This is a genomic window from Massilia sp. S19_KUP03_FR1 (genome assembly GCF_036688685.1).
Taxonomy (GTDB): domain Bacteria; phylum Pseudomonadota; class Gammaproteobacteria; order Burkholderiales; family Burkholderiaceae_D; genus JALYUM01.
This window is the reverse complement of the sequence record NZ_JAQQPS010000014.1, coordinates 76,121-102,302: the sequence shown is the minus strand read 5'-3', so window position 1 is coordinate 102,302 and position 26,182 is coordinate 76,121. Positions and strand designations below refer to the sequence as shown.

23 protein-coding genes are annotated in these 26,182 nt (G+C 62.0%); 6 read left to right on the top strand and 17 right to left on the bottom strand.

From position 1 onward, the window contains the following. Positions 1-36 precede the first annotated feature (36 nt). The 5 genes from V6M87_RS16720 to V6M87_RS16700 form a co-directional block, all read right to left on the bottom strand. Positions 37-315, bottom strand: coding sequence for a metal/formaldehyde-sensitive transcriptional repressor (locus V6M87_RS16720; RefSeq protein ID WP_332877781.1), 279 nt, complete (start codon positions 313-315; stop codon positions 37-39). Positions 316-353: 38 nt separating this feature from the next. Beyond that, positions 354-1,304 carry a CDF family Co(II)/Ni(II) efflux transporter DmeF gene (dmeF, locus tag V6M87_RS16715; RefSeq protein WP_332877780.1) on the bottom strand — a complete coding sequence of 317 codons (951 nt, stop codon included), beginning with the start codon at positions 1,302-1,304 and terminating at the stop codon, positions 354-356. Beyond that, positions 1,301-1,504: a DUF1289 domain-containing protein gene (locus tag V6M87_RS16710; protein ID WP_332877779.1), complete on the bottom strand. Its 204-nt coding sequence runs from the start codon at positions 1,502-1,504 to the stop codon at positions 1,301-1,303. Before V6M87_RS16710 ends, dmeF begins: the two co-directional genes overlap by 4 nt. A gap of 463 nt (positions 1,505-1,967) precedes the next feature. After that, positions 1,968-3,260: an aminotransferase class V-fold PLP-dependent enzyme gene (locus tag V6M87_RS16705; RefSeq protein WP_332877778.1), complete on the bottom strand. Its 1,293-nt coding sequence runs from the start codon at positions 3,258-3,260 to the stop codon at positions 1,968-1,970. Beyond that, positions 3,260-5,638 carry a TonB-dependent receptor plug domain-containing protein gene (locus V6M87_RS16700; protein WP_332877777.1) on the bottom strand — a complete coding sequence of 793 codons (2,379 nt, stop codon included), beginning with the start codon at positions 5,636-5,638 and terminating at the stop codon, positions 3,260-3,262. Before V6M87_RS16700 ends, V6M87_RS16705 begins: the two co-directional genes overlap by 1 nt. 326 nt (positions 5,639-5,964) lie before the next feature. Between V6M87_RS16700 and V6M87_RS16695 the strand changes: the two genes are divergently transcribed. Beyond that, positions 5,965-7,995, top strand: coding sequence for an AsmA family protein (locus tag V6M87_RS16695; protein WP_332877776.1), 2,031 nt, complete (start codon positions 5,965-5,967; stop codon positions 7,993-7,995). Here the strand turns inward: V6M87_RS16695 and cyaY are convergent, their stop codons facing one another. Then, the gene (gene cyaY / locus V6M87_RS16690; protein ID WP_332877775.1) at positions 7,996-8,328 is read right to left on the bottom strand and encodes an iron donor protein CyaY; all 333 of its coding nucleotides are present in this window, start codon (positions 8,326-8,328) and stop codon (positions 7,996-7,998) included. 41 nt (positions 8,329-8,369) lie between these two features. On the opposite strand from cyaY, the gene lptM reads away from it, so the two are divergent. Both lptM and lysA read left to right on the top strand, forming a co-directional pair. Next, on the top strand, positions 8,370-8,579 hold the full coding sequence (lptM, locus tag V6M87_RS16685; RefSeq protein ID WP_332877774.1) for an LPS translocon maturation chaperone LptM: 210 nt from the start codon (positions 8,370-8,372) through the stop codon (positions 8,577-8,579). A gap of 4 nt (positions 8,580-8,583) precedes the next feature. Further along, positions 8,584-9,861: a diaminopimelate decarboxylase gene (lysA, locus tag V6M87_RS16680; protein WP_332877773.1), complete on the top strand. Its 1,278-nt coding sequence runs from the start codon at positions 8,584-8,586 to the stop codon at positions 9,859-9,861. 12 nt (positions 9,862-9,873) lie between these two features. Here lysA and V6M87_RS16675 read toward each other — a convergent pair whose 3' ends face one another. The 5 genes from V6M87_RS16675 to V6M87_RS16655 form a co-directional block, all read right to left on the bottom strand. Beyond that, positions 9,874-10,506, bottom strand: a complete 633-nt coding sequence (locus tag V6M87_RS16675; protein ID WP_332877772.1) for a sulfite oxidase heme-binding subunit YedZ — start codon at positions 10,504-10,506, stop codon at positions 9,874-9,876. Next, a complete protein-coding gene (gene msrP, locus V6M87_RS16670) occupies positions 10,506-11,483 on the bottom strand; it encodes a protein-methionine-sulfoxide reductase catalytic subunit MsrP (protein ID WP_332877771.1) in 978 nt (325 codons plus the stop codon). The genes V6M87_RS16675 and msrP overlap by 1 nt, the downstream gene beginning before the upstream one ends. Positions 11,484-11,568: 85 nt before the next feature. Continuing rightward, the gene (ccsB, locus tag V6M87_RS16665; RefSeq protein ID WP_332877770.1) at positions 11,569-12,720 is read right to left on the bottom strand and encodes a c-type cytochrome biogenesis protein CcsB; all 1,152 of its coding nucleotides are present in this window, start codon (positions 12,718-12,720) and stop codon (positions 11,569-11,571) included. 20 nt (positions 12,721-12,740) lie between these two features. After that, a complete protein-coding gene (locus V6M87_RS16660) occupies positions 12,741-14,819 on the bottom strand; it encodes a cytochrome c biogenesis protein ResB (RefSeq protein WP_332877769.1) in 2,079 nt (692 codons plus the stop codon). A 75-nt stretch (positions 14,820-14,894) separates the two neighbouring features. Beyond that, entirely contained in the window at positions 14,895-15,545 is a 651-nt protein-coding gene (locus V6M87_RS16655; RefSeq protein WP_332877768.1) for a c-type cytochrome, read from the bottom strand. Positions 15,546-15,696: 151 nt separating this feature from the next. Between V6M87_RS16655 and yihA the strand changes: the two genes are divergently transcribed. Continuing rightward, positions 15,697-16,434, top strand: a complete 738-nt coding sequence (gene yihA / locus V6M87_RS16650) for a ribosome biogenesis GTP-binding protein YihA/YsxC (RefSeq protein ID WP_332877767.1) — start codon at positions 15,697-15,699, stop codon at positions 16,432-16,434. A 15-nt stretch (positions 16,435-16,449) separates the two neighbouring features. Then, on the top strand, positions 16,450-17,460 hold the full coding sequence (gene hemB, locus V6M87_RS16645) for a porphobilinogen synthase (RefSeq protein WP_332877766.1): 1,011 nt from the start codon (positions 16,450-16,452) through the stop codon (positions 17,458-17,460). A gap of 62 nt (positions 17,461-17,522) precedes the next feature. Here hemB and V6M87_RS16640 read toward each other — a convergent pair whose 3' ends face one another. The 6 genes from V6M87_RS16640 to V6M87_RS16615 all read right to left on the bottom strand — a co-directional run bounded on the left by V6M87_RS16640 (position 17,523) and on the right by V6M87_RS16615 (position 25,458). Then, positions 17,523-17,696, bottom strand: coding sequence for a hypothetical protein (locus tag V6M87_RS16640; protein WP_332877846.1), 174 nt, complete (start codon positions 17,694-17,696; stop codon positions 17,523-17,525). A gap of 176 nt (positions 17,697-17,872) precedes the next feature. Beyond that, positions 17,873-18,709, bottom strand: a complete 837-nt coding sequence (locus tag V6M87_RS16635; protein WP_332877765.1) for a hypothetical protein — start codon at positions 18,707-18,709, stop codon at positions 17,873-17,875. Positions 18,710-18,942: 233 nt separating this feature from the next. Then, entirely contained in the window at positions 18,943-22,089 is a 3,147-nt protein-coding gene (locus tag V6M87_RS16630) for an efflux RND transporter permease subunit (protein WP_332877764.1), read from the bottom strand. Beyond that, entirely contained in the window at positions 22,086-23,231 is a 1,146-nt protein-coding gene (locus tag V6M87_RS16625; protein ID WP_332877763.1) for an efflux RND transporter periplasmic adaptor subunit, read from the bottom strand. Before V6M87_RS16625 ends, V6M87_RS16630 begins: the two co-directional genes overlap by 4 nt. A 137-nt stretch (positions 23,232-23,368) precedes the next feature. Next, positions 23,369-24,733: an ATP-binding protein gene (locus tag V6M87_RS16620; protein ID WP_332877762.1), complete on the bottom strand. Its 1,365-nt coding sequence runs from the start codon at positions 24,731-24,733 to the stop codon at positions 23,369-23,371. Further along, positions 24,730-25,458, bottom strand: a complete 729-nt coding sequence (locus tag V6M87_RS16615) for a response regulator (protein WP_332877761.1) — start codon at positions 25,456-25,458, stop codon at positions 24,730-24,732. Before V6M87_RS16615 ends, V6M87_RS16620 begins: the two co-directional genes overlap by 4 nt. A gap of 191 nt (positions 25,459-25,649) precedes the next feature. On the opposite strand from V6M87_RS16615, the gene V6M87_RS16610 reads away from it, so the two are divergent. Then, complete coding sequence (locus V6M87_RS16610) at positions 25,650-26,147, top strand: Spy/CpxP family protein refolding chaperone (protein WP_332877760.1); 498 nt, start codon at positions 25,650-25,652, stop codon at positions 26,145-26,147. Positions 26,148-26,182 lie beyond the last annotated feature (35 nt).

Below are 26,182 nucleotides of genomic sequence, written 5' to 3'. Positions count from 1 at the left end.
TCGGCCTGCGCACGGCGCGCGCGATGCCCTCTTCGGTTATTTCAAATACGTGCGGATGATGTCGACCAGTTCGTCGGCGCCCTTGCTACGCGCGGCGGCGCTGTCGATGTCAGGGCTGGCGACATGCTCGCGAATATGGTCCTCGATGACCTCGGCCATCAGGCCATTCAGGCCGCCACGGGTTGCCGCCAGCAAGTGCAGGATGTCGGCACAATCGCCTTCGGCTTCCAGCGCGCGCTCCACGGCTTCCACCTGGCCGCGGATGCGTCGAACACGGTTGAGCAACTTGGTTTTTTCTTTGGCGGTGTGCGACACGTCGGGCTACCAGGAAGATAATCTAGGCCGGTATGCTATCACGCAGCCGCTGACAGCAGATGGACCTCGATGGTGGCGTGGACGATTTCCTGGTGCACGGATAACTGTTCACGGAGCTGACGCGCCGTCAGGCCAGGGTCGCGCGTGACGATACTGAGCGCACACGAATACGACTGTTTGCCAACGCGCCAGACGTGCAGGTCGACCAGTTCGGTGGCATGGCCCTGCGCCGTTGCCGCGATCACTTCCCGAATTTCCTCGACAACCGGCGCATCCATTTCGCGGTCCAGCAGCACTTTGCCGGTACTGACGATCAGGTTCTTGGCCCAGACCGCCACCAGGATGGCGCCGGCAATCCCCATCAGCGGATCCAGCCACGCCCATCCATAAAGCCAGCCGCCGACCAGCGCGATCACGGCCAGTACCGACGTGGCCGCGTCGGCCATGACGTGCACATAGGCCGAGCGCAGGTTCAGGTCATGATGGGCGTGGCCATGCGAATCGTCGTCGCCGTGGTGATGGGCGCCGCCCAGAATAAAGGCGCAGACAATATTGACCAGCAGGCCGACCAGCGCGATGACGATCGCTTCCCGGTAGTGAATGGGCTGCGGTGCGAGCAGGCGCTCGAACGAACTGAAGGCCATCAGGAGCGCGATGCCGAGCAGGAAAACCGCGCTGGTATAGCCAGCCAGTATCTCGATTTTCCAGGTGCCGAATGCGAACCTGGGGTCGCGGGCATATTTGCGGGCCGCTGCGTAGGCGAAGGCGGACAGGCCGATGGCAAGCGCGTGCGAACTCATATGCCAGCCGTCGGCCAGCAAGGCCATCGAGTTGTACCACCAGCCGGCGGCGATTTCGACGACCATCATCGCGGCCGTGATCCACATCACGATGCGCGACCCGCGCTCGGCCACCTTGTTGCCGGCATCGAAAACGTGGTCGTGTCGCAGCGCCGCCAGCGCCATCTGGTCCTGCCCGATAGCGTTCATGGCCGCGCCTTTTTTTCGGTTGCCTGAGTGCGCGCCAGTTTCGTTTCGCGCATCGGGCGTTCGTTGACGATCTGATGGCGGCGATGGTCGCTCATCTTTTTCCAGCCGCGCGTTTCGTCGAGCGTGCGCAGGCAACCGATGCACAAGCCGGTTTTACCGTCGAATTTGCACAGTTCGATACATGGAGACTTGACCGCCATGACGCCCCTTCTTTATAGGATAGGGGGGTATGGTATCACGCAGCGTATGACAGCGTTGATGTGAAGCCGGGTGTCAGGCGAAGGCCGGCATCTGCCCTCTCAATGTATCGAGCGTGTGCTTCAGCGCGACCGAACTGTTCAAATTGAACAGCGATGTCCGTGCACTCAAGGTACAAGACCAGCGCCTCCCGATGCCGTGCTAGCCTATTCAGGTGTCGAGACCCCAGCGCAATCGTAAGCCATCCATCACGCACGCCATCAATGCCGCCAATCAATTGCCCAAAAATTAGGGTCAGAGTTGAATTAATTTGCAACTAATTCACTGAGTAAAAATGGAGTGTCAGAGTCGAATTGTTTGGCAACTAGTTGCTCAACAATTCGACTCTGACCCTCATTATTTTTGATTGCGACCGGAAAAATTGCTGAATAATTTGACACTGACCCCTGTGTGTTTTTGACTTGATTATCCCGTGCGCGCCACGTGGCGCAGGGCATCGATGAAACTGTCGATGTGCGCTTCGGTCGTGAAAATTGCCGGCGTTACGCGCACGCACGAACCCGAGGCCAGGTCATCGCGCGGCACCGTGAACACGCGGTGCTCAAGCAGCAGCCGTTTTGACACGGCCGCATTTTGCGCCGGCGTGGTTTGCCCACGCAGGCGGAACGACGCAATCGCACTGACCAGGCGCGGGTCGTCCGAGGCCAGCACATCGACGCCGTCGATTTGTCTCGCCGCATCGACCCAGCGCTGGCGCAGCAGCCGCAAGCGCGCCTGCTTGTTCGCCACCCCGATCTGCTGGTGCAGCGCCAGCGCCGCCGGCAGTGCCATGTAGGCGGCGAAGTTGACGGTACCGGTGTGCACGCGGCTGCGGATGTCATTGCCGGCGCGCTCGCCCATGTACGGGTCGATGTCCGGCACCCGGCCGCGCTTGATGTAGACGGCGCCCACGCCGACCGGCGCGCCGATCCATTTGTGCAGGTTGATGCCGGCGAAATCGGCTTCCAGGTCGGGAATGCGCATGTCGAGCTGGCCGAAGCCGTGGGCCGTATCGACGATCACGTCAACGCCGCGCGCGCGCGCCATGCGGCTGATTTCCGCCACCGGGAGCACCATGCCGTTGCGGTGGTTGACGTGCGTAAGCAGCATCATTTTAAGACGCGGGTAACGCGCCAGCGCCTGCGCGTAGACGGCGATTACACCGGCATGGGTGGCCGGCTCCGGCAAGGCTATCCTGACCACCTCGACGCCACGGCGCGTGCGCAGCCAGTTCATGGTGGTGATCATATTGTCGTAGTCGACGTCCGCGTACAGCACAACGTCTCCAGGACGCAAGCGGTTGTAGCCGCCGATCAGCGCCTGCAGCGCTTCGGTCGCGCCGCGCGTGAGCACGATTTCATCCGGCGCCACGCCCAGCGCCGCAGCCGCCTGCTGGTGTGCGGCCACCCATTCGGCGGGAAACACCGTGCGCCCGTACCAGGCATTGCCGCGGTTGACCGTGGCCGTGGCGCGCTGGTAAGTGTCGAGTACCGGCCGCGCCATCGAACCCCAATAGCCGTTGTCGAGCAGGACCACGTCGTCGACCATGTCGTATTGGGCGGCGACAGAGGCCCAGTACGCCCGGTCCGTGGCCAGCACGGCCGGCGTGCTGGCCGCCGGCGGCGCCAGCAATGGCAAGGCGGGCGCCGCCGACGCGCTGGCGGCCACCGGCAGCAACAGTCCGGCGCGCAGAAGGGTGCGGCGGGTGTGATCGAGCATCAAAACTTCACCTTGTATTCGACATACAGATTGCGCCCATCCGTGTCGTACGGCGCATTGCGCGAGTAGATCAGACCGCGGCTGGCCTGGTACGTGGCTTCGTCAGGATACTTGTCGAACACGTTGTCGATGCCGAAGCGCAGCGTGTGCTTGGCGTTGATCTTGTAGCTGGCCGCCAGGTCGATAAACTGGATGGCGCCGAAGCGCTGGAAGATGTCGCCGGTGGCGTTGCCGGTGCTGTCGGTCCAGCTGCCGTAATGGCGCACGCGGCCCAGTCCACTCCACTGGCCCTGTTCATACGTCGTGCTGAAGGTGGCTTTCTGGCGCGGCAGGCGCTCCTCGAACACGATGCGCTGCGCCGCGTTGGTGGCGACGCCGGTCTTGCCGCCGTCGACCGAGGTGGTGTTGTAGTTCCAGGCCAGCGTGGTATTCAGTTTGCCGCTGCCCAGTCGGCGCAGGTAGTTGCCGACGACATCGATGCCCTGGGTGGTGGTGTCGAAGTCGTTGGTGAAGTAATTAATCGAGGTGTAGCGCAGCGGATTGGCGACATTGGCCGGCACCGCGAACGACGCCGAGGTGCTGAAGCGGTCGCGCAGCTTGATCTCGTACACGTCGACCGAACCGGACAAGCCGATCTGCGATTTCCAGGTGAAGCCGAGGGACAGGTTCTTCGATTTTTCCGGTTTCAAGGGCTGCGCACCGAGGGCCAGCGCGAGCGGATCGCTGTTAGCCAGGCGGCCGCTGGTAAACACCAGCAGCGTCTTGGTGTCGAGGCCCTGCGAGGTGCTGCTGGTATTGAGTTGGCCCGGCGTCGGCGCCCGGAAGCCGGTCGAATACGAGCCGCGCAGCGCAAAGTCGGGGGTGATGGCAAAACGCGACGACAGCTTGCCGTCGACATTGCTGCCGAACTCCGAAAAATGTTCGTAGCGGCTGGCCACGCCCACGCTCCATTGCCGGGTCAACGGCACTTCGACATCGACGAAGGCGGCATAGCTGTCCTGTTTCCAGCTGCCGGCCTGGCGGGCGCTGAAACCGGGTGCGCCGTTCGCATTCGCATCGAGCCCGGTGGCCGCGCCCGCGCCCACCGTATACGAGGCCGGGTCGCCGGCGTTCACGCCGTAGGTCTCATTGCGGAACTCGGCGCCGAAGCCGATGTTGACCGGTTGCGCCAGGCTGGCCAGCGGCAATTCGTAGTTGAAGTTGGCGCTGGCCACGGTTTCTTCTTGCGTCAGGCGGCCCAGGTAAAACGACGTCGGGCTGGCCGGCCCCATTGAAGCGTTGATCGAGTTGGCCAGCGAATAATCGATGCGGTTGCGGCCGTACGATGCACCCAGGTCCCAACTTAAACGTTCGCTGAAACGGCCGCGCACACCGGCTGCCACTTGCAGGTCGTCCTGCTCGTTGCTGTACTGCGGGCTGAAGCCGAGCGGGTAAATGGTGCGCAGATTAAAAGCGGGGAAGGCGCTGCTGGTGTTGTAGGCGGTGGTGCTGGTGTCCGGATTGCGCCAGTTGAAGTCGGACGTGCCTTCGCTGGTGCCGAACAGGCCGTAGCTGTACAGGTCGACGTCGCCCAGCGGCAGCGTCAGGTTGTAGCCGAGACGCTTGCTTTCCAGCTCGGGCTGGCCCCAGCGCTGTACCGGGTTGGGCACCGTCAGGGTCGGGTGCGCGGCCTGGAAGGCGATGGCGTCGGCGCGCTGGCGCGTGCGCGAGGTCGGGTCCGACTGCGACAGCTCGGCAAACAGCGCCAGCCGGCCGTCGCCGATGGCAAAGCCGGTGCGGGCGTTGATTTCGTTGGCCTTGCCGTCGCCTGCGCCGTACTGCGCGTGGCGCACGGAGATTTCAGTGCCGACGCTGTCGTCGAGGATAATGTTGATGACGCCGGCAATCGCATCGGAACCGTATTGAGCCGAGGCGCCATCGCGCAGCACTTCGATGCGCTTGATGGCGGAAGTTGGAATTTGCGCCAGGTCGGGCGCCTGCGCGCCGCGCGCGCCGAGCAGCGCGCTGCGGTGGAAGCGGCGGCCGTTGACCAGCACCAGGGTCTGATCCGGCGACAGGCCGCGCAAGGTGGCGGGACGCACGAACACCTGGCCGTCGGCCATCGGCAGGCGCTGCACCACATACGACGGCACCAGCTGCGCCAGCACGTCGTTCAGGTCGGACGATTCCACCGCGGCGATGTCCTCGCGCGTGAACACGTCGACCGGCGCCATGGTATCGAACTGGGTGCGATTGCTGCCGCGGGTGCCGGTGACGATGACCGATTGCAGCGGCGCGCTGTCGGCGCTCGGCGCCGGTGCCTGGGCGTGGACTGGGTTGACCGTGGTGATGACAAAAAGGGCGACGGCGCTGGCGATCGAGGTGCGCTGAAAGAGCATGGTGTAATTTCCGCAAAGTTTAAAAAGTCGACTGCGCAAATCCGTGGAAAATTCGCTTGAATTGTCGAATTGATCACAAAAATATCGCAAATCCGGTAAAAGCCGTTAAAACGACGTCAACTGGACTGATCCGCCATATAATATGCATAGAATATTTCTGGCGCATGACGCGCCAGGGAAAAGCAGCGGGCCCCGCGTTAGACCAATGAAACGGGCGAATGCACCCGCAATGCTGGTTATTTAACAAACAGATTTCTCAACCATGGTTATGGTTAGGGGTCGCGCCGACACTCCGTGCGTGCATCCATCGACTTGGGTAACTAGCCATGAAAAAACTTTCTACAGCCCGCAAGGCAAGCGCCCTGGTGCTTGCCTCGCTCCTGCTGCTTATTGTTCTGTTCTTGCTGTTCGACTGGAACATGCTCAAGCCTTACATCAACCGCAAGGTGTCCGAAAGCACGGGACGCACGTTCGCCATCGAGGGCAGGCTGGACGTCACATTCCATCGCGGCCTCGATACCGAAAAAGGCTGGCGGCGCTGGGTGCCGCGCCCCTACGTCAGCGCTGAAAATATCCACATGAGCAACCCGACGTGGGCCACGGTGGGCAAACAACTGGCCGCGGCGGAGCGGGTGGAGGTTGGCTTTCGCATCCTTCCGCTGCTGAGCAAACAATTGATCATCACCGACCTGCGCCTGGCCGGCCCGCAGGTGGCCCTGCAACGGCGCAAGGACGGCAGTAATTCGTGGACGCTGAAGGACAATGGGCCTTCCGAGTGGAACGTGGACATCCAGCGCCTGGCGTTTTCGAGCGGAAATTTGCGCTATCTGGACGAAGCGATTGGCCTGGATCTGCAGGCAGACGCCAAGTCGATCAACGGCAACACCCAGCCAGCCGCCAAAGGCGCGCAACCCTACGGCCTGGCCTTCACGCTGGGCGGCAGCTACAACAAGGCGCGCGTGAGCGGCGGCGGCAAGGCCGGCGCGGTGCTCACGCTCACCGACAGCGACATCACCTTCCCCCTCGAGGCGCATGCGAATATCGGCGACAACAAGATCGATTTGCGCGGCACCCTGTCCGACCCCAGAACCCTGTCGGGCATGGACCTGCAAATGCAGCTGGCCGGGCCCAGCATGGCCGAGCTGTATCCGCTGACCGGCGTGCTGCTTCCCGACACCCCGCCCTACGAAACGCACGGCCGCCTGCTCGGCCAAAAGGGCGACGACCAGCGCTGGACGTTTACATATGACAAATTCAGCGGCAAGGTCGGCGCCAGCGATATCGCCGGCACGCTGGCGTACGTGCAACGCGCCACGCGGCCCCTGTTGCGCGGCCAGCTGACGTCACAGCAGCTGCGCCTGGCCGACCTGGGCCCTTCGGTTGGTGCCGATACAGGCGCTGGCACCCGTGCGGCAGGCAAGCTCAAAGCCGCCCCGTCCGGCAAGGCGCTGCCGGTCGACGAATTCAACACCGCCAAATGGGGCGCAATGGATGCGGACGTGAAATTCACCGGCAAACGCATTGTGCGCACGAATGGCATTCCGCTCGACGATGTGGTGGCCGACCTGCACCTGCACGACAAGGTACTGAAACTGACGCCTCTGAATTTCGGCATGGCCGGCGGGAATATTTCGAGCAATATCCAGCTCGATGGCCGCAAGCAGAACATTGATGCGCAGGCGCGCGTGGCGGCGCGCCACCTGAAAATCCGCGAACTGTTCCCCAAGCTGCAGTCGATGCAGGCCAGCTTTGGCGAAATCAATGGCGATGCGGTATTGATCGGCAAGGGCAACACCGTAGCGGCGATGCTGGGCACATCCAACGGCGAAATCAAGGCCGTGGTGACGGAAGGGTCGGTGAGTAAATTTATCCTGGAAATTGCAGGCTTGAATGTGGCGAATGCGGTGGCTGCCAAACTGTTCGGCGACAAGCAGGTGCACATGAATTGCCTGGCGGCCGAGTCGGCCGTGCGCAATGGCCGCGCCAACATGCAGCGCTTCGTGCTCGACACCGATGACGCCGTGATCGACGTGAATGGCTACGTCGACCTGGCCGAGGAACGACTGAACCTGGACATACGGCCCCAGACCAAAGGCACGCGCATCCTGACGCTGCGCACGCCGCTGTACGCCAAGGGCACGTTTTCCAATCCGGACATCGGCCCGTACAAGACGCCGATCGCCCTCAAGGCTGGCGCCGCCGCCGTGCTGGCGTCGATCGTCTCACCGCTGGCCGCCGTGTTGCCGCTGGTGAACGTGACTAAGGTGCCGGACACCGATTGCGCCAGTGCGATCGCGCAGGCCCAACAGGCCCCGCAGGTCAAGGGCCCGGTCAAGAAGCCCGTCGACAAGAAGTAATCAGGCGCGCAGCGTCACCGCAGCGCCACCCTGGCCGCTGGCCAGTTCCGACAGCACCGCGAACAACTCGCTGTTGTCGCGCGTGTTCAGCCATGCATTGTCGACGCGTTTGTAGTGGTAGCCGCCGGCCTTGGCGGCCACCCACATCTCCTGCAGCGGCGCCTGGCTGTTGACGATGATTTTGCTGCCGTTGGCGATGAATTCGATCTCCAGCACATTGCCGCTGCGGGTGCATTCCACGTCCACGATGTCGGCGTCGTTGGCGCGGTCGAGCGCGGCCTCGATGCTGTTCAGCGTGCTGTTGGCCAGGTCCAAAAATTCTGTTTCGCTCATGCTACACTCCAAGGTCTGCTAATCAATCCGTGATTCTAATCGTGAAGTCAACTTTTGCGTTTCTGTGTGCTGCGTTTGTCCTGTCCGGCTGTGGCCAGACCGGTCCGCTGTACATGCCGAAAGCACCGCCCGGCCCCCGTCCCGTTGCGACCGGTCCCGTGACGGTCTTGCCGCCAGCAGCCACGCCGGGCACGCCCGCGTCGCAACAACCGTCGCCGCCCGACGCCTCCCCTGTACCCGCCCAACAATAAGACCATGTCGCATTTCACTTATCAGGACGGCGTGCTGCACGCCGAGAGCACCCCTTTGCCACAAATCGCCGCGCAATTCGGCACGCCAACCTACGTCTATTCAAAGGCGCAACTGCTGGGCAATTATGCGGCGTATGCCGATGCCTGCGCCGGACGCGATGCGCTGGTGTGCTATGCGATGAAGGCCAATTCAAACCTGGCCATTCTCGACTTGCTGGCCCACCAGGGCGCCGGTTTCGACATCGTCTCGGGCGGCGAATTGCTGCGCGTGCTGGCCATTGGCGCCGATCCGGGCAAGGTGATCTTTTCGGGCGTCGGCAAAAGCGAAGATGAAATGCGCCTGGCCCTGGAACACGGCATCCTGTGCTTCAACGTCGAATCGATTCCCGAGCTGCACCGCCTGAACTTTGTTGCCGGCGCGATGGGCAAGCGCGCGCCGGTGTCGCTGCGCGTGAACCCGAACGTGGACGCCAAGACCCACCCGTACATCGCCACCGGCCTGAAAGCGAATAAATTCGGCGTGGCCTTCGACGATGCGCTGGACACCTACCGCACCGCCCATGCGCTACCGCACCTCGACGTGGTTGGCATCGACTGCCATATCGGTTCGCAATTGCTGGACGATGCGCCGCTGCTCGAAGCGCTCGATAAACTGATCGACCTGATCGACACGCTGTCGCACGAAGGCATTGTGCTGCACCACCTCGATATCGGTGGCGGCCTGGGCGTCGACTACGGCGAAGTGGGCGAAGCGGCGCCGGTGCCAGTCGCCGATTACCTGGGCCGCCTGTTCGCCCGCATCGATGCCTGGCGCGCACGCAGCCACGGCGGCCGTCCGATCAAGGTCATTTTCGAGCCGGGCCGCTCGATCGTCGGCAATGTCGGCGTGCTGATGACGCGCGTGGAATACCTGAAACCCGGCGTGGAAAAGAACTTCTGCATCGTCGACGCGGCCATGAACGACATGATGCGTCCGGCCATGTACCAGGCGTGGATGAAGATGGCGCCGGTCGTTCAGCGCGACGGCAATGCCGACAACTACGATGTCGTCGGTCCGGTGTGCGAATCGGGCGACTGGCTGGCCAGAGACCGCGTACTGAGTGTGGAAGCGGGCGATTTGCTGGTGATGCACACGGCCGGCGCGTACGGCATGACGATGGCGTCGAACTACAATACGCGTGGCCGGGCGGCGGAGATTCTGGTCGACGGCGACCAGGTGCACGTGGTGCGCCAGCGCGAATTGCCGGCAGATTTGTTCAAGCTGGAGTCGGTCTTAAAGTAAGCGTCACCCCAACTAGACGCGCGCAGCTTCCGCCTGCGCCTTCTTCTTCGTCACGCTCCAGTAAACGCGTGCACCCAATAACACCGCCACAATCACCGCAAACAGAAAAGGCTGGCCGATATTGTTCTTGGCCGCCTTCATCCACCAGTAATGCACAATCCCCAGCGGTGCGATGATATAAATGAGCCGGTGCAGCCATTGCCAGCGCTTGCCCCCGAGTTTGCGAATCATGGCGTTATTGCTGGTCACCGCCAGCGGAATCAACAGCACGAAAGCGATAAAGCCGATGGTAATGAAGGGCCGCTTGAGCACATCCTTCCACATCGCCGCCAGATCGAAAAAGTGGTCGAACCACAGAAACGCGGTGAAGTGCAAAAACGCATAAAAGAAGGCGTACAGCCCGAACATGCGGCGCATGCGTACCAGCCAGTTCCATTTCAACAGCCGCCGCACCGGCGTCACGCACAGGGTGATCACCAGAAAATACAGGGTCCAGTCGCCGCTGCTGTGCGTGATGAACGCCAGCGGGTCGGCCAGGGCGCCCGTCACGCTGAGGTACACCATGCGCAGCAGGGGGATCAGCGCCGCAACAAACAGCGCCGCTTTCAGACCCTTGAATTGTTTCGGAGTCGGATTGAACGCCATCAGAAGAATTTTTTCAGGTCCATGCCAGCGTAGAGCGATGCGACTTCCGGATAACCGTTGAACATCAGCGTTTCGCGCTTTTTCTTGAAAAAGCCGTCTTCGCCGATGCGGCGTTCGGTTCCCTGCGACCAGCGCGGGTGATCCACATTCGGATTCACATTCGAATAAAAACCATATTCCTGCGGCGCCGACACATTCCAGGCTGTCTTCGGCTGCTCTTTCAAAAAGCGGATCTTGACGATCGACTTGGCCGATTTGAAACCGTATTTCCAGGGCAGGACCATGCGCACCGGTGCGCCGTTCTGGTTCGGCAGTACCTGGCCATACATGCCGAAGGTCAGCAGCGCGAGCGGGTGCATTGCTTCATCCATGCGCAAGCCTTCCACGTAAGGCCAGTCGAGCACGCGACTGCGGATGCCCGGCATTTGCGCTTTGTCCGCCAGCGTCGTGAATTCGACGTATTTGGCGTTCCCGGTCGGTTCAACCTTCTTGATCAGGTTCGACAGCGAGAAACCGACCCACGGAATGACCATCGACCAGCCCTCGACGCAGCGCAGGCGATAAATGCGCTCTTCCAGCGGGGCCAGTTTCATCAGGCTGTCGAGATCGAGCGTCATCGGCTTTTTGACTTCGCCTTCGATCTGCACGGTCCACGGACGGGTTTTCAGCGTGTGCGCGTTCTCTGCCGGGTCGCTCTTGTCGGTGCCGAATTCATAGAAATTGTTGTAAGTCGTTGCGTCCTTGACCGGCGTAAGCGTCTCGGCCAGCGAATAGGCGGCATTGCGTTTGGCGGCTATTTTTGCGCCGGCGGGGGCCTGGGCAAAGGCTTCGCGGTTGGCCATTTCCCACAACGCGCTGCCAGCCACGGCGCCGAGCGCCATCTTGGCGATGAACTTGCGGCGCTCTTCGTAGATGGCCTGGGGCGTGATTTCCGACGCCAGTGGCACGGCGTGCGGGGAACTGCGTTTGATCAGCATGGAGAACTCCGGCAAAGGTGGAAGCGTATTGATTACGCTTAACAGTACACCATTTGCCGGTGTTTCGCCGCCTGTGAACCGGCGTTTAAAGCTTGCCGTAAGAATGCAGGCCGGACAAGAACATGTTCACGCCCAGGAAAGCGAAGCTGGTGACCAGCAAGCCCACCACCGACCACCACGCTGCCGCGCGCCCGCGCAGGCCAGCCATCAGGCGCATGTGCAGCCAGGCCGCGTAGTTGAGCCAGACGATCAGCGCCCAGGTTTCTTTCGGATCCCACGACCAGTAGCCGCCCCATGCGTCGGCCGCCCACAGCGCGCCCAGGATGGTGGCAACCGTGAAAAACGCGAAGCCGACGGAAATCGCCTTGTACATGACATCGTCGAGCACTTCCAGCGCAGGCAGGCGGTCGGCCAGGATGCCGTGCGATTTGAGCAGATACGCCACACCGACCATGGCGGCCAGGGCAAAGGTGCCATATCCGATGAAGTTGGCCGGCACGTGGATTTTCATCCACCAGCTTTGCAGCGCCGGCACCAGCGGCTGGATGTCGGCGGCGTCGCGCGCGACCGTATACCAAAGCAGGAAAGTGACGGCGGCGGTGATCACCAGCAGCACGAACGCGCCCAGCTGGCGGGTGCGGTAATGCTGTTCGTAATACAGATAAAACAGTGCGGTGATCATCGAAAACAGGATGAATACTTCGTACAGGTTCGACACCGGGATATGGCCGACGTCGGCGCCGATCAGGTAAGACTCGTACCAGCGCACCATCATGCCGGTAAAACCCAGCACCACCGCGGCCCAGCACAGCTTGGAGCCGATGGCGGCGCCGGTGGGCGAGCGCGCGATCAGGCCGATCCAGTAGAACACGGTGGAGAACACGAACAACGCGCTCATCCACAGAATAGCCGACTGGCTCGACAGCATGTATTTCAGCAGGAAGCGTTTATTTGCCCCGTCGAGCGACCCGCCGTATTGCGCAATGGCCAGCAGCGCCAGCGCGGCCACCAGCGGCATCAGCCAGCGCACTGACTTGAAATGCCAGCCCAGGGCGGCAAACGTCGGCGCAGCCGCCAGCAGGATGATTTTTTCGTAGATATCCATGTACGCGCCGTAACGGCTCAGCGCGAACAGGACCGCGGCCAGCAGGCCGGCGCCAAACAGCCAGTCGATGGCGGAGAGGCGGCGGAAGTAGCCGTCGGGACGGATATAGGTTTCGGTGCTTGTCAGTTGCATGGTGATCTCCTGCGGCCAGACTACGCCAGTTGTGGCAGTTTGGCTGCCAGGTCTTTGTATTCGTTCTCGAAATCGAGCGTTTTTCGCTGGGTGCTCATGGCCATCAGCGCGTGCGATCCGTCCGCGCTATCGGTCAGCCAGACCCACAGGCGCCGCTCGCGTACATAAAACATGGAAAACACGCCCAGGATCAGCAAGATACAGCCAAGATAGACCACTTTCTTGCCCGGCGAGCGACTCACCTGCAGCACGGACGCCTTCACTTCCGTGAAATCGTCCAGCTGCAAGTAGACAGGTGCTGCATAGAAAACGTTATCCGACAGCGCATTCAGACTCAGTTGCAGGAAGCGGCCGTGCGGCTGGTCGGCAGTCACCGGCACCATGCCGGCGCGTGCGCGCGCCGCTTGCCACAGTTCCCACATCACGCCATTGAGCATTTTCATGAACAGGTCGGCGGCGCGTTCCTGCTCGGCGGCGGGCACCTTTTCCAGGAATTTGGCGACGCCGACAAAGCCGCCGTCGCTGCCCTGCCCTGCAAAAATATCCAGCGTCTTGGCGGCCGAGGTGGCCAGCTGTTCGGTCAATGCCGGCGTACTGCTGGCCGGCATGACGCGTTGCGCATAGGCGCGGGCTGCCACGGCGCGCAAGGCCGGGTCGGCCAGTGCGGCGCGCAGCAGCATCCACTGGCGCACGCTGTGCTCATCGTCGGCGGGAATGCGCAGATAGCTGAAATTCTCGGCCGGATCGCTGCGCATGCCGGCCAGGAACACTTCAGCGCCGTCGAGCGTGACCGGCTGCATGTAGTTCATGTATTCGCGCGCCTGGCCGGTCTTGTCGCGCAGCTTGTATTGCACGCTGGGGCCGACGTTTTTCAAATTTTTATTGTTGGCGTTCTTGCCAGCCGAACCGGAATGCTTGTCCAGACCCTGGGCAAATTCCTCGCTGAACGATTTACCCTTGCTGACCGCGCGCAGGTCGGCGGCTTGCGTATTTTCCACGTTGAATGGCCGGAAGCCGGACCACTCCACCGTGTAGCCGCCGCGCTGCAAATCGGTGGAACCGTTGACTTCGCCGGCGAACGGGAAGTCCTTCGATTCGGTGCCTGCCATGGGAAACCCGGTCAACTTGAGCTTGCTGCCGCCGTCCTCGAAACTGCTCTGGTAGACGGCCACGCCGCGGTAGATCAGCGGTTCGTTGACCTTGATCGTGGCGGGGAACTCTTTGCCGGTTTCATTGTCATGCACCACGATTTCACTGGCGAACAGGCGCGGCATGCCGGTCGAGTAAAAGTCGATGATGAATTTGTTCAGCTTGATTGTGAACGGCAGCGGCTGCACCAGGATGCCGTCGGCACGCGCGACGATGGCGGTGTCGCTGGCCTGGCCCTCGGGGATCATGGTGTTGCCGCGGAAGGTGGGGTTGTCCGCGCTGAGGCGGTGCTGCGCGGGAATCTGGGCGATCAACCCGCTGCCGGCGAAGGCGCTCTTGCCCATGAACGCTTCCTGGAAACGAATCGGCAGGTCGGAGTCGAGCATGCCACCGAGCAGGATGATGATGATCGCACTGTGGGCGAAGATATAGCCCAGCTTGTTGGCCGCGCCCTTCTTGGCCGCCACCAGCGTGCCGTCTCCCTTGTCGACGATTTTCGCGCGGTAGCCGGCATCCTGCAATCGCTGCACGGTTTGCTGTGCCAGCGCGCTGCGGGGGATGGCGGCTTGCCACTCGGCCTTGTGGTGGAAATTGCGCAGCGAATCTTCGCGCACATTATCGCGCCAGCTGCGCATGTCGCGCAGCATCTTGGGGCCGTTGCGGGTGATGCACAGCGCGGTCGAGCTCACCAGTGCCGCAAAAATGAGCAAAAACCACCAGCTCGAATACAGCGCATACAGGCTGAATTTGTCGAAAATGGACGCCCAGAACGGCCCGAACTGGTTGATGTAATTGGGGGCCGCTTCGTTTTGTTTCATGACGGTGCCGATCATCGACGAGATCGCGATAATCACCAGCATGCTGATGGCAAAACGCATCGACGACACCAGCTCGACCGTTTCGGCCAGCCAGCGACGCCGCGTCTGAAGTTCAATTCCTGTGGTGCTCATTCGACTTTCCAGTGAAAACAAAAAGGGCAGCCCGCTCACGCCGCCGCCCCTTATACCATCTTCGACCCATCTTGCCTATTTGACGCCGGCGATGTAGTCGGACACGGCTTTCATTTCGTCGTCGGACAGGCGCTTGGCCAGCGTCGTCATTTGCACGCTGTTGCTGCGCTTGTTGTCTTTATACGCGACCAATTGGGCCAGCGTGTATTCCTGGTGCTGGCCAGCCAGGCGTGGATACTGGGCCGGAATCCCTGCGCCGGCAGCGCCGTGGCAACTGGCACAGGCGGCGACGCCCTTCTCGGCAATGCCGCCACGCCAGATCTTGCGGCCCAGATCGACGGTGTCCTTGTTTTTGGCGGCGCCCGGCTTGCCCGGCTGGGCGGCCAGGAAAGCGGCCAGATCGTGTTTTTCGGCGTCGGTGAGGGCCTTGGCATATGGCGTCATGATGGGATTGACGCGGTTGGGGGTCGTAAAATCGACCAGCTGCTTGTACAGATAGGTGGGATTTTGACCGGACAATTTCGGGTTGGCGGCCATGGTCGAATTACCGGCGGCGCCGTGGCAGGTAACGCAGGCGGGAATATTGCGGGCCGTGTCGCCGTTGGCGTACAGGGTGGCACCCTTGGCGGGGTCGGGTTTCACGGCCGGCGCGGCGGGCGCCGTGGCGGCAAATGCCGCAGTGTTCAACAACGCCGCAGCGAGCACTGGTAAAAACGCACGATTCATTCAACCACCCTGAATAAGAGTAAATAAAGGTTCCGGGATTGTCACCGCATCGCCCTTTACCAACCCGATCCAAAAGACCATGCAAGCTTATTGTACAATAGCTGTCTGCGCTCCCCGCCTCATTTGTTGCACTTTTCACCTCTTCTCCCCCATGTCCAAACTCTGGCAAGCCCGCTTCTTTACGACCGTGAATCAATTACGTGATTTACCGACCACCCAAGTGCCGGAAATCGCCTTTGCTGGCCGTTCCAATGCGGGTAAATCGACCGCAATTAATATCCTGACCAACCAGAAGGGTTTGGCGTTCGCGTCGAAAACCCCTGGCCGCACCCAGCACATCAATTATTTTTCGATTGGCGGCGCCCATATCGCCCAGCACCGCAAGGATGCGACCATCGTCGATGAAATCGAAGCACTGCTGGTCGACTTGCCCGGTTACGGCTATGCGGAAGTATCCGGTTCGGCCAAGCTGCACTGGCAAAAACTGTTGGGCGACTATGTCCAGCGGCGCGACCAGTTGGCCGCGCTGGTGCTGATCATGGATTCGCGTCGCCCGTTCACCGACCTCGACGTGCAGATGCTGGAATGGTTCGCCCCGACCGGCAAACCGATTCACTGCATCCTCACCAAGTCCGACAAGCTCAACCGCAACGAATCGACCAATGCCCTGCGCTCGGCCCGCGCCACGCTGGCCAGTTACGTCGATGAAGACGGCGAAGGCTTTCCGTTCACGGTGCAGCTGTTCTCGGCCCTGAAACGGGTTGGTATCGACGAAGCCAACGACAAGATCCTGGAACTGGTTGGCCTCGATCAGGATGACGAAGCAATTGAAGGTGAAGCAGGCGACGAAGAGGGCGATAGCGCTGCCCCGGAGCGCGCCCCCGACTAACTATTAGGATATCCGATGCTCATTCCCCACGCCCAGTACCCCGCCGTCCGTCCCCGCCGCATGCGTCGCGATCCGTTCTCGCGCGCACTGATGCGGGAAAACACGATCACGGCCGCCGACCTGATCTACCCCGTCTTCATCCTCGACGGCGAAGGCCAGCGCCAGCAGGTCGCGTCGATGCCGGGCGTGGAACGGGTATCGCTCGATTTGCTGATGGAAGTGGCGCAGGACTGTGTCAACCTCGGCATTCCCGTGCTGGCGCTGTTCCCGGTCATCGATGCGTCGCTAAAAACCTACGACGGCGTGGAAGCGACCAACCCGGACGGCCTGGTGCCGCGCGCGGTGCGTCAGCTGAAGAGCCGCTTTCCGGAACTGGGCATCCTGACCGACGTGGCGCTCGACCCGTACACCACGCACGGCCAGGACGGCTTGCCGGACGAGTCGGGCTACATCGTCAACGAAAAAACCATTGCCATGCTGATTCGCCAGGCGCTGGCGCAGGCCGAGGCGGGCGTCGATGTGGTGGCGCCGTCGGACATGATGGATGGCCGCATCGGCGCCATCCGCGCCGCGCTGGAAGACGCGGGTTATATCCACACGCGCATCATGGCGTATTCGGCCAAGTACGCGTCGGCCTTCTACGGCCCGTTCCGCGATGCGGTGGGTTCGTCGGCCAACCTGGGCAAGGCGGACAAAAATACTTACCAGATGGACCCGGCCAACAGCGACGAAGCCCTGCGCGAAGTGGCGCTGGACCTGGCCGAAGGCGCCGACATGGTGATGGTGAAGCCGGGCATGCCCTACCTCGACATCGTGCGCCGCGTGAAAGATGAATTCAAGGTGCCGACGTTTGCCTACCAGGTCAGTGGCGAGTACGCGATGCTCAAGGCTGCGGCGCAGAATGGCTGGCTGGATCACGACAAGGTCATGATGGAGTCGATGATGGCCTTCAAACGCGCCGGGGCCGATGCGGTGCTGACGTACTTTGCGCGAGATATTGCGCGGTTGTTGAAGGCACGCGGGTAAAACTCACCCCTGGCTTCAAACCGTCACCACCGCGCAGGCGGGGGTGACGGACGTGGCGGTATTTAACCGCCAAAGTCCATCAGCTTATCGAGCGTGATCGGCAAATTCCTCACCCGCGTCCCGCACGCGTTGTAGACCGCATTCGCAATTGCCGCGCTCGTCCCCGTGATGCCGATCTCGCCAATTCCAAGCGAGCCCATCGGCGCATGCGGGTCGGGAATATCTGTCCACAGCACCTCGAGCTCCGGCACGTCCGGGTGTCTGGCACGTGATACTCGGCCAGGCTAGGGTTCCTGATGCGACCATTGCGTTCGTCGAACTGCGTCTCTTCCGTCAAGGCCATTCCCATGCCCATGATCATACTGCCCTTGAACTGGCAGGCTGCGCCGTCGCCCGGCAGATGAGGTTCGGGTCAGCGCGGCTTGATGTAACCCGGGAACAGTTCTTTCAGGAGAGACGCACGCGTTGCATCCAGATCTTCAGGACGCAAGCTCAATTTCAGCGGCTTCTGGGGCGGCCTTTGCCAGTTAATTATTTGAATGCCAGCCGCTTTATGCAGGGCAATCAATTTGTCGACCGCAGCTGTTTCGATGTCGACCGCGTTACCCAGTTCGACGCTGTAAGTACTGAGCCATGGACGATTGAATTTCGCATTGAAACCGACGATGCTCATATCGAGATGGCTAAACGATTTGTTCTTGGTCGAGACGGTCGACTCGGACTCGCCTTGTTCACGCGACGCGTTGTTTGCCGACGCGATATTGCGACGGATGATGCGATTGGCCCGTTCATCTTCGCTTTCCTCGGTCGACGGCGAGGTCTGCGTGGCGGCACCGCGCTGGCGGCGACGCTCTTCGATCATGGCGTTCATGTCCGTGGTCGGGGGCGCCGGCTCGGATTTTGTCGACTCCTCTGCCTTTGCCAGCGGCACGGGCTTCTCATCCGGGAGCGTAATCGTGTTGGGCAGGCGCTGCACATTGACCCGCTCGGGCACGCGCGCAGGGGTTTTCCGGGGCGGCGTCGGCTTGGCGACGGAAGGTTTGATTTCGCGCTGTTTCGGGGTCGGCTTGCCCTGCTTGAGCGGGGCAATATAAGTAATGGAAGCACCTTCCGAGGCCGGCTTCGGGCGTTTCAACTTTGGCTGCAACAAATAAATGGCGACCAGCAGCAAGTGCAGCAGGACGGTGACGATCAGGCTGGTGCGGTTCGGCTTGCGCCCGCCGTAGCTCGGCTCGCGCGTGCCGGGCATGGGCTGGCCGCAGTGGGAGCAAATGTCGCTGTCGTCAACGGCATGGTGGGAGTGATCGCGCAATGGTACAAACTTTCCAGGGAGCTTCGAGGGCAAAAACGGGCACAGTGCCGCAGTCTAAACGTTTTCCGACGGCCCCATCGTTACGGTACCGTTATGACATTGCTCACTAGCTTACAAGAACCCCGTCCTGATGGTTGTTACAAGGTGTTTCAGCAATTGACGTTGCGTGCTTAGTGTACCGGTTCCGCCCGACCTTGCTTGCCCGGCAACGCCGTCCCGCCACCGGAAGCGGCCTGACTGTCGTGCTGCGCCAGTTCATCGTCCGTCATGGGCCCGCTGCCGCTGTATCTATCGAGGAACAGATAGATCACCGGCGTGATGTACAAGGTAATGACCTGCGAGAACAGCAAGCCGCCGACCACGGCCAGACCGAGCGGCTGGCGCAGTTCGGCGCCAGCGCCCAGGCCCAGCGCAATCGGCAAGGCGCCCATCAGGGCCGCCAGCGTGGTCATCAGGATCGGGCGGAAGCGCAGCACGCAGGCCTCGCGAATCGCTTCTGCCGGCGTCATGCCGCCATTTCTCTGCGCGTCCAGCGCAAAGTCAATCATCATGATGGCGTTCTTTTTGACGATACCAATGAGCATCAGGATGCCGATGATCGCAATCATCGTCAGGTCCAGCCCGAAGATGCGCAAGGTCAGCAGCGCGCCCACCGCGGCCGACGGCAAGCCGGCCAAAATCGTCAGCGGGTGGATGAAACTTTCGTACAGCACGCCCAGCAAAATATAAATGACGCCCAGCGCGGCCACGATCAGAATCAGCTGGCTCGATTGCGAATCCTGGAAAACAGCAGCATCGCCACCGTATTTCGTGATGATCGCGGCCGGCAGTTTCATGTCTTGCCCCATCTGGTCGATGGCGGCGGTGGCGCTGCCGAGCGGCACGTCCGGCGCCAGGTTGAACGACAGGGTAATCGCCTGCAATTGGCCCTGGTGATTGATGGCCAGCGGGCCAACCGTGCGCTTGACGCTGGCAATGCTGGACAGTTGCACCAGCTGGCCAGTCTTGCTGCGCACCGACAATTTGGCCAGGGCATCGTCGAACTGGCGGTCCTGCTCGGCCACTTCCATGATCACGTAATAACTGGCGGCAGTCGAATAAATGGTCGAGACCTGGCGCTCGCCGAACGCGGCGTACAGCACGGTGCGGATATCGGCCATCGACACGCCGAGCGCGTTGGCCTTGTCGCGGTCGACGTTGAGCGAAGCCTGCAAGCCGCTGTTTTGCGAATCGCTGGTGACGTCGCGGAAACGTGGATCCTTGCGCATGCGCTCGACGAATTCGGTGGCCCAGTTGCCGATGTCGCCGCCGGTCACGCTTTGCAAGGTGTACTGGTAGCGGCTTTTACTTTGGCGCCCGCCCAGCTGCAGGTTTTGCACCGGCGCCAGGTAGACGGTGATGCCGGGAATGGCGCGGGTGGCCTTGCGCAAACTTTCCATCACGGCCGGCATGGCCTTGCGTTCATTGCGCGGTTTCAGCACCAGAAACATGCGCCCGCTGGTGCCAGCGCCGGTGAACGAGGTCACATCCTGCACATTGGGGTCGGCCTTGATGGCGGCAGCCGCCTTCTCTTGCAGCGCAAGCAATTGAGCCGAGGAGGCATCTTCCGCCACTTCGGTGTTCACGCGAATTTGACCCAAATCTTCTTCAGGGAAGAAACCCTTGGGGATCGTGATGTACAGCCAGATGGTCAGGCCGAACGTGGCCAGCGCGACCAGCAGCACCACGTTGCGGTGGGCCAGCGCGATATCGAGCGTGCGCACATAGCCGTCGCGCAGCTTGGCAAAGCCGGCTTCGAAATGGCGGCCAATAAACGTTTTTTCTTCTTCGCCGTGCTTGTGCTCGGGCAGCAAGCGGCTGGCCAGCATCGGCACCAGCGTCAGGGAAACCACCGCCGAAACCAGGATCGACAGGCCGACGACCACGGCAAATTCGTGGAACAGCAGGCCGATCACGCCCGGCATGAAGAAAATCGGGATGAACACGGCCACCAGCGAAATCGAGATCGAGATAATGGTAAAGCCCATCTCTTTCGCGCCGATCAGGGCGGCGTTCATGGGCTTCTTGCCCATCTCGATGTGGCGCACGATGTTTTCCAGCACCACGATGGCGTCATCCACCACCAGGCCGACCGCCAGGGTGATGCCGAGCAGCGACACGTTGTCCAGGCTGTAACCGAGCCAGTACAGCAGCGCCAGCGCGCCCAGCAGCGAGATCGGCATCGTCACGGCGGGAATGAAGGTGGCGGCGGCGCGGTGCAGGAACAGGAAAATCACCAGCACGACCAGTAAAATGGTCAGGCCCAGGGTCAAGTTGACGTCGTGGATGGCTTCGCGAATCGACACCGAGCGGTCGTTGACCAGGTTGATCTTGATGGATGCCGGCAATTGCGACTGGAAGCGCGGCAGCAGCTTGCGCACCGCGTCGACCACCTGCACCGTGTTCGCGTTCGGCTGACGCTGCACCAGCAGCACGATCGAGCGCTCGCCGTTGTAGCTGCCGGCCGACTTGACCGACTGGTAGCTGTCTTCCACGTCCGCCACATCTTTCAGGCGCACCGGCTGGCCGTCGCGGGTGGCGACAATCAGGTCGGCAAATTCCGACGCGCGCATCAGCTGGGCATTGCCCTGGATCGTCAGCGTCTGGCTGGGGCCGTCGAGGATGCCGAGCGGTGCGTTCGAATTGGCGGTGTTGATCGCCGTGGCCAGTTCATCGAGCGTCAGGTTGCGGGCGTTGAGCAGGTCGGATTTTGCGCGCACGCGCACGGCAAAGCGTTTCTGGCCATTCACGCTCACTTGCGCCACGCCCGGCAGGGTCGAAATACTCGGCGAGACCAGGTTTTCGGCGTAGTCGTTCAATTCCGACAGATTCATCGATGGCGATGTCATCGTCATGAACAGCACCGGCGCATCGGCCGGGTTAACCTTGCGGTAGGACGGCAACTCCGTCATTTCTTTTGGCAACTGGCGCTGGGCGCCCAGCAGCGCGGCCTGCACGTCCACCGCGGCGACGTTGACGTCGATGCTGGTATCGAATTCCAGCGTCAGCGAGGTGCTGCCCTGGGTGCTGGTGGAGGTGATCAGGTTGATGCCGGAAATGGTCGAAAATTGCTTTTCGAGCGGCAGCGCCACCGACGACGCCATGGTCTCGGGCGATGCGCCGGCCAGGTTGGCCGAGACATTGATGACCGGGGTGTTATAGCTGGGCAGGGCCGCAACCGGGATTTTTCCGTATGACAGCACGCCAACCAGGATCAGGGCGATCGACAGCAGAATCACCATCACCGGCCGGCGGATGCACAGTTCGGAGACGTTCATGACGCGTTGCCCGTTGCTGCAGCTGGTGCCGCCTTCGCGAGGCGAATCTTGCCGCCCGGACGCAGGTTCTGTTTGCCGTCGGTGATGACCTGTTCAAGGCCCGTCAAACCGCTGACGGCGGCGTTCAGGCCGAACGCGTGCAGGCGCGCGACCGGCACCAGTTTCGCCGATTGATCCTGTTGCGCCACATACACAAACGTGCCGTGCGCATTGGTAACGATGGCTTGCTGGGGGATGACGACCGCGTCCTTGATGGTCTGTACCGTGACGCGGGTGTTGACGTACTGGCCCGGCCACAGGTTGCTGTCGCGGTTGTCGAACTCGGCTTTGACGCGGATGGTGCCGGACTGGGCATCGACGGTATTGTCGACAAAGCTGAGCTTGCCCGTCAGCGGCTTGGCGCTGCCGACGCTGGCCTGGACCGCGACGTTACCGCTCTTCTGCGCCGCCAGCAGGCTGCCCAGGCTGGACTCGGGCAAAGTGAACGAGACGCTGATCGGATCGAGCTGGGTGATGGTGGTCAGCGACGTGGCTGGCTGCATCAGGCTGCCCGGATACACATTGATGGCGCCGACGCGGCCGGACAAGGGCGCGCGGATGGTCGAATAACCGGCACTGACGCGCGAGGCGCGCACAGCGGCCTGATCGGCCAGCAACGTGGCACGGGCGGCGTCGACCTGGCTTTTCAGGGTATCGACGGCGCTCTGGGCGAGGAACTTCTGGGCCACCAGGTCCTGGCTGCGCTTGTATTGACGCTCGACGTCGGCCAGGGTCGCCTGGTCGCGTGCCACTTGCGCCTGGGCCTTGTCGACATTCGCCACGTCCGAGCGGTCGTCCAGCGAGAACATCAGGGTGCCCGCTTTCACGAACTGGCCTTCCTTGATGTGCACCTGGCGGATGGTGGCGGTGGTCTGGGCACGCAGGTCGACGGTTTGCAGCGGGGTCACGGTGCCGTTGGCGGCAAGCTCGACTGGCACATCCTGGCGCAGCGGGGCGACCACGCTGACGGTGGTGGGCGGCTGGGCGCGATCCTTGCCGGCGAGCGCTTTCTGGTCTGCGCCGCCCGATGAGGTGAAGTACCACGCACCAGCGCCCACCAACACGACCGCGCCGGCCAGGTATCCCAGGTTCTTCTTTTGCATTGCGAGGTCCCCGCCGCGTCGCCCGCGGCTTCTTTTATTTAATGAGTGAAGAGTTTGTATGAGTGCCGGTCCAGTCGAAGGACTACCTGACATTTTCTCATGGCGCTACAGTTTACAACAGGATTACTACAGAGCAATTACCTTCCCGCGTAGTATTCTGGCAGCATCAGCGTCACTTCCAGGCCACCGTCAGGGTGGTTGGCCAACGCGATCGTGCCGCCGTGCTGCTCGGCGATGTTGCGCGCGATGGTCAGGCCCAAACCGGTACCGCCGGATTCGCGCGAACGCGACGATTCCACGCGATAAAACGGCTCGAACACGCGCGCCAGTTCGGCGGCCTCGATGCCCGGACCGCTGTCGCGGATGCGGATGCGCGCCGCGCCCTTAGTGCGCTCCACCGTCACGCGCGCATCGTGGCCATACTTGACGGCGTTGTCGATCAGGTTCACCAGGCAGCGGCGCAGCCCCATCGGGCGGCCGAATGCGCGCATGGCGACGCGGCCGACCAGCACCACGTCCTGGCCAGCGTCGGTGGCGTCGGCGCAGACGCTGTCGAGCAAGGAATCGAGGTCGAGCGCCTGCATGGTTTCATTGGTGTCGGAACTGCGCGCCAGGTCGAGGCCCTCGCGCACCATTTCCTGCATGGCCGACAGATCGCCGATCAGTCTTTGCTGCAATTCACCGTCGGACACTTTTTCCAGGCGCAGGCGCAGGCGCGTCAAGGGCGTCTGCAAGTCGTGGGTGATGGCGGCCAGCATTTCCGTGCGTTGCGCAATGTATTGGCGAATACGCGCCTGCATCGCATTGAAGGCCGCGCTGGCCTGGCGGATTTCCGACACGCCTGTCAGTTGCAGCGGCGGGTGGTTGATGTCGTTACCGAGGTTCTTGGCCGCCTGCGCCAGTTTCTTCAAGGGACTGGTGGTCATGCGCGCGACCAGGTAGGCCAGCGCGGCGATACTGAGCACGAACAGGGCCAGCACGGCGCGGAAATCGGTCTTGGGCAAATCTGTCGCAAATTGTGGCGGCAGCACCGACAGGCGCAGCTTTTCGCCATCGCGTAGCGTCACGCTCAGCGCTTCGCAGGCGCCGCGCCATTGCACACGCAGCAAGCCGTACAACAGCTTTTGCTGGTGCGGCATGTCGCATACCGGCGGCCGGTCGGCCAGCGACGCGATGCCGTACGCCTTGCCCATGCGGGTGGCCAGGCCGGCCGCAAATTCGGTGATGGCCGGTGCCTTGCGCCCCTCGGACGGCGCCGTTTCCAGCACCACGCCGGGGCGGTTGGCGATGCCGAGATACGTATGGCGCGCCGACGAAGGCACGATTTCGGTGGCCATGATCAGTTGCTCGGCGCGCTCGAGCGTGTGAAAGTCGCGATACTCTTCCAGCACGCGCTGGCGCTCCAGATCGGCCAGCAGCTGGGTCAGCGCGGCACTGAGCAAGATCCCGAGGAACAGGGTAATGAAGACCCGCCCGGTCATCGAACCAAAAAACGCTTTCACGCGGTCGGGTCCACGGTGACCTGCCCGGCAAGCACGTAACCGCCATTGCGCACGGTCTTGATGATTTGCGGCAGGCGCGCGTCTTCACCGAGCTTCTGGCGCAGGCGGCTGATTTGAATGTCGATCGAGCGGTCGAACGGGTCGGCGTCGCGCCCTTGCGTGAGATTGAGCAACTGGTCGCGGTTGAGCACGCGGTTCGGGTGCTCGAGGAACACGCGCAGCAGGCGAAATTCAGCGCCCGACAGCATGATCACGAGGCCGTCCGGATTGAGCAGATGGCGCGCGGTGAGGTCTAGGGTCCAACCGGCAAAGCGCATCTGCTGGACATTTTCGGACGGCGTATTCGACGGCATCGCATGGCTGCGGCGCAGCACGCTGCGAATGCGGGCCAGCAGTTCGCGCGGCTCGAACGGCTTCGGCAGGTAGTCGTCGGCCCCCATTTCCAGGCCCAGGATGCGGTCGAGCGGCTCGTTGCGTGCGGTCAGCATGATGACCGGCAGCGTGGAATTGGCGCGCAGCTTGCGGCACAGGGTCAGGCCGTCGTCGCCGGGGAGGTTCAAATCAAGCACGATCAGGTCGGGACGGGCTTCGTCGAGCGTCTTCCACATGCCCACACCATCGGCGGCCACCAACGCGCGGTAGCCGTTCGATTCGAGGTAATCTGCCAGAAGGGAGCGGATGTCGCGGTCGTCATCGACGATCAAAATGGTAGAAATAGTGTCCATCCTGCGATTATCCCTGCTTCATGCTGCTCCGGACAGCCTATTTGTATCGCCGTGTATATGGTCGCCGGGTCGAAACATATTGATACAAAGAGGGCGGTACGCGACACGCCTCGCTTACATCCAGGTCGCAAGATGGGAACTGTGCAAGCCAGTCCTGGCGCTGCACTCACTTAACTTCAACGGGGATCACCATGAACAACTTTCGTAAAAACGTCCTGATCGGCCTGACAGTCCTGGGCATGGGGACCGCCACCATGGGCGTACAGGCGCAGAGCGCCGCGCCGGACAGCACCCAAGGCCGCCACGGCACCGCTGCTACGCAGGAACAGCGCCAGGCGAAGATGGCAGAATTCGCCGCCAAGCGTAGCGCCCGCCTGCACGATGAATTGAAAATCACGCCGGCCCAGGAAAACGCCTTCCGCGCTTATATCGCATCGCTGAAGCCGCAAACGCCGCATGCCCGGGGCGAACGGGCCAACTTCAAGGAAATGTCGGCGCCGGCGCGCATGGAGCAAATGATCGCCATGCAGAAGCAGCGCACCGCCGAGATGGAGGCGCGCTTGCCGGCCCTGAATGCTTTCTATGCGCAACTGACGCCGGAACAGAAAGCCGTCTTCGACAAGCAGGGCATGCATCGCCGCAGCCATGGCGGCCAGTTCTGGAAAGGCGGGCACGCGACGCAGGGCTGATCAAGCTGCGTCTGCCGCGCACTGCTCCCGCGCAC

Bases quoted from the DNA above. Each gene is read 5' to 3' on its own strand.
- dmeF (WP_332877780.1), bottom strand. From the start codon at position 1,304: ATGAACGCTATCGGGCAGGACCAGATGGCGCTGGCGGCGCTGCGACAC.
- V6M87_RS16710 (WP_332877779.1), bottom strand. From the start codon at position 1,504: ATGGCGGTCAAGTCTCCATGTATCGAACTGTGCAAATTCGACGGTAAA.
- V6M87_RS16705 (WP_332877778.1), bottom strand. From the start codon at position 3,260: ATGCTCGATCACACCCGCCGCACCCTTCTGCGCGCCGGACTGTTGCTG.
- V6M87_RS16700 (WP_332877777.1), bottom strand. From the start codon at position 5,638: ATGCTCTTTCAGCGCACCTCGATCGCCAGCGCCGTCGCCCTTTTTGTC.
- V6M87_RS16695 (WP_332877776.1), top strand. From the start codon at position 5,965: ATGAAAAAACTTTCTACAGCCCGCAAGGCAAGCGCCCTGGTGCTTGCC.
- cyaY (WP_332877775.1), bottom strand. From the start codon at position 8,328: ATGAGCGAAACAGAATTTTTGGACCTGGCCAACAGCACGCTGAACAGC.
- lysA (WP_332877773.1), top strand. From the start codon at position 8,584: ATGTCGCATTTCACTTATCAGGACGGCGTGCTGCACGCCGAGAGCACC.
- V6M87_RS16675 (WP_332877772.1), bottom strand. From the start codon at position 10,506: ATGGCGTTCAATCCGACTCCGAAACAATTCAAGGGTCTGAAAGCGGCG.
- msrP (WP_332877771.1), bottom strand. From the start codon at position 11,483: ATGCTGATCAAACGCAGTTCCCCGCACGCCGTGCCACTGGCGTCGGAA.
- ccsB (WP_332877770.1), bottom strand. From the start codon at position 12,720: ATGCAACTGACAAGCACCGAAACCTATATCCGTCCCGACGGCTACTTC.
- V6M87_RS16660 (WP_332877769.1), bottom strand. From the start codon at position 14,819: ATGAGCACCACAGGAATTGAACTTCAGACGCGGCGTCGCTGGCTGGCC.
- V6M87_RS16655 (WP_332877768.1), bottom strand. From the start codon at position 15,545: ATGAATCGTGCGTTTTTACCAGTGCTCGCTGCGGCGTTGTTGAACACT.
- yihA (WP_332877767.1), top strand. From the start codon at position 15,697: ATGTCCAAACTCTGGCAAGCCCGCTTCTTTACGACCGTGAATCAATTA.
- hemB (WP_332877766.1), top strand. From the start codon at position 16,450: ATGCTCATTCCCCACGCCCAGTACCCCGCCGTCCGTCCCCGCCGCATG.
- V6M87_RS16635 (WP_332877765.1), bottom strand. From the start codon at position 18,709: ATGCCCGGCACGCGCGAGCCGAGCTACGGCGGGCGCAAGCCGAACCGC.
- V6M87_RS16630 (WP_332877764.1), bottom strand. From the start codon at position 22,089: ATGAACGTCTCCGAACTGTGCATCCGCCGGCCGGTGATGGTGATTCTG.
- V6M87_RS16625 (WP_332877763.1), bottom strand. From the start codon at position 23,231: ATGCAAAAGAAGAACCTGGGATACCTGGCCGGCGCGGTCGTGTTGGTG.
- V6M87_RS16615 (WP_332877761.1), bottom strand. From the start codon at position 25,458: ATGGACACTATTTCTACCATTTTGATCGTCGATGACGACCGCGACATC.
- V6M87_RS16610 (WP_332877760.1), top strand. From the start codon at position 25,650: ATGAACAACTTTCGTAAAAACGTCCTGATCGGCCTGACAGTCCTGGGC.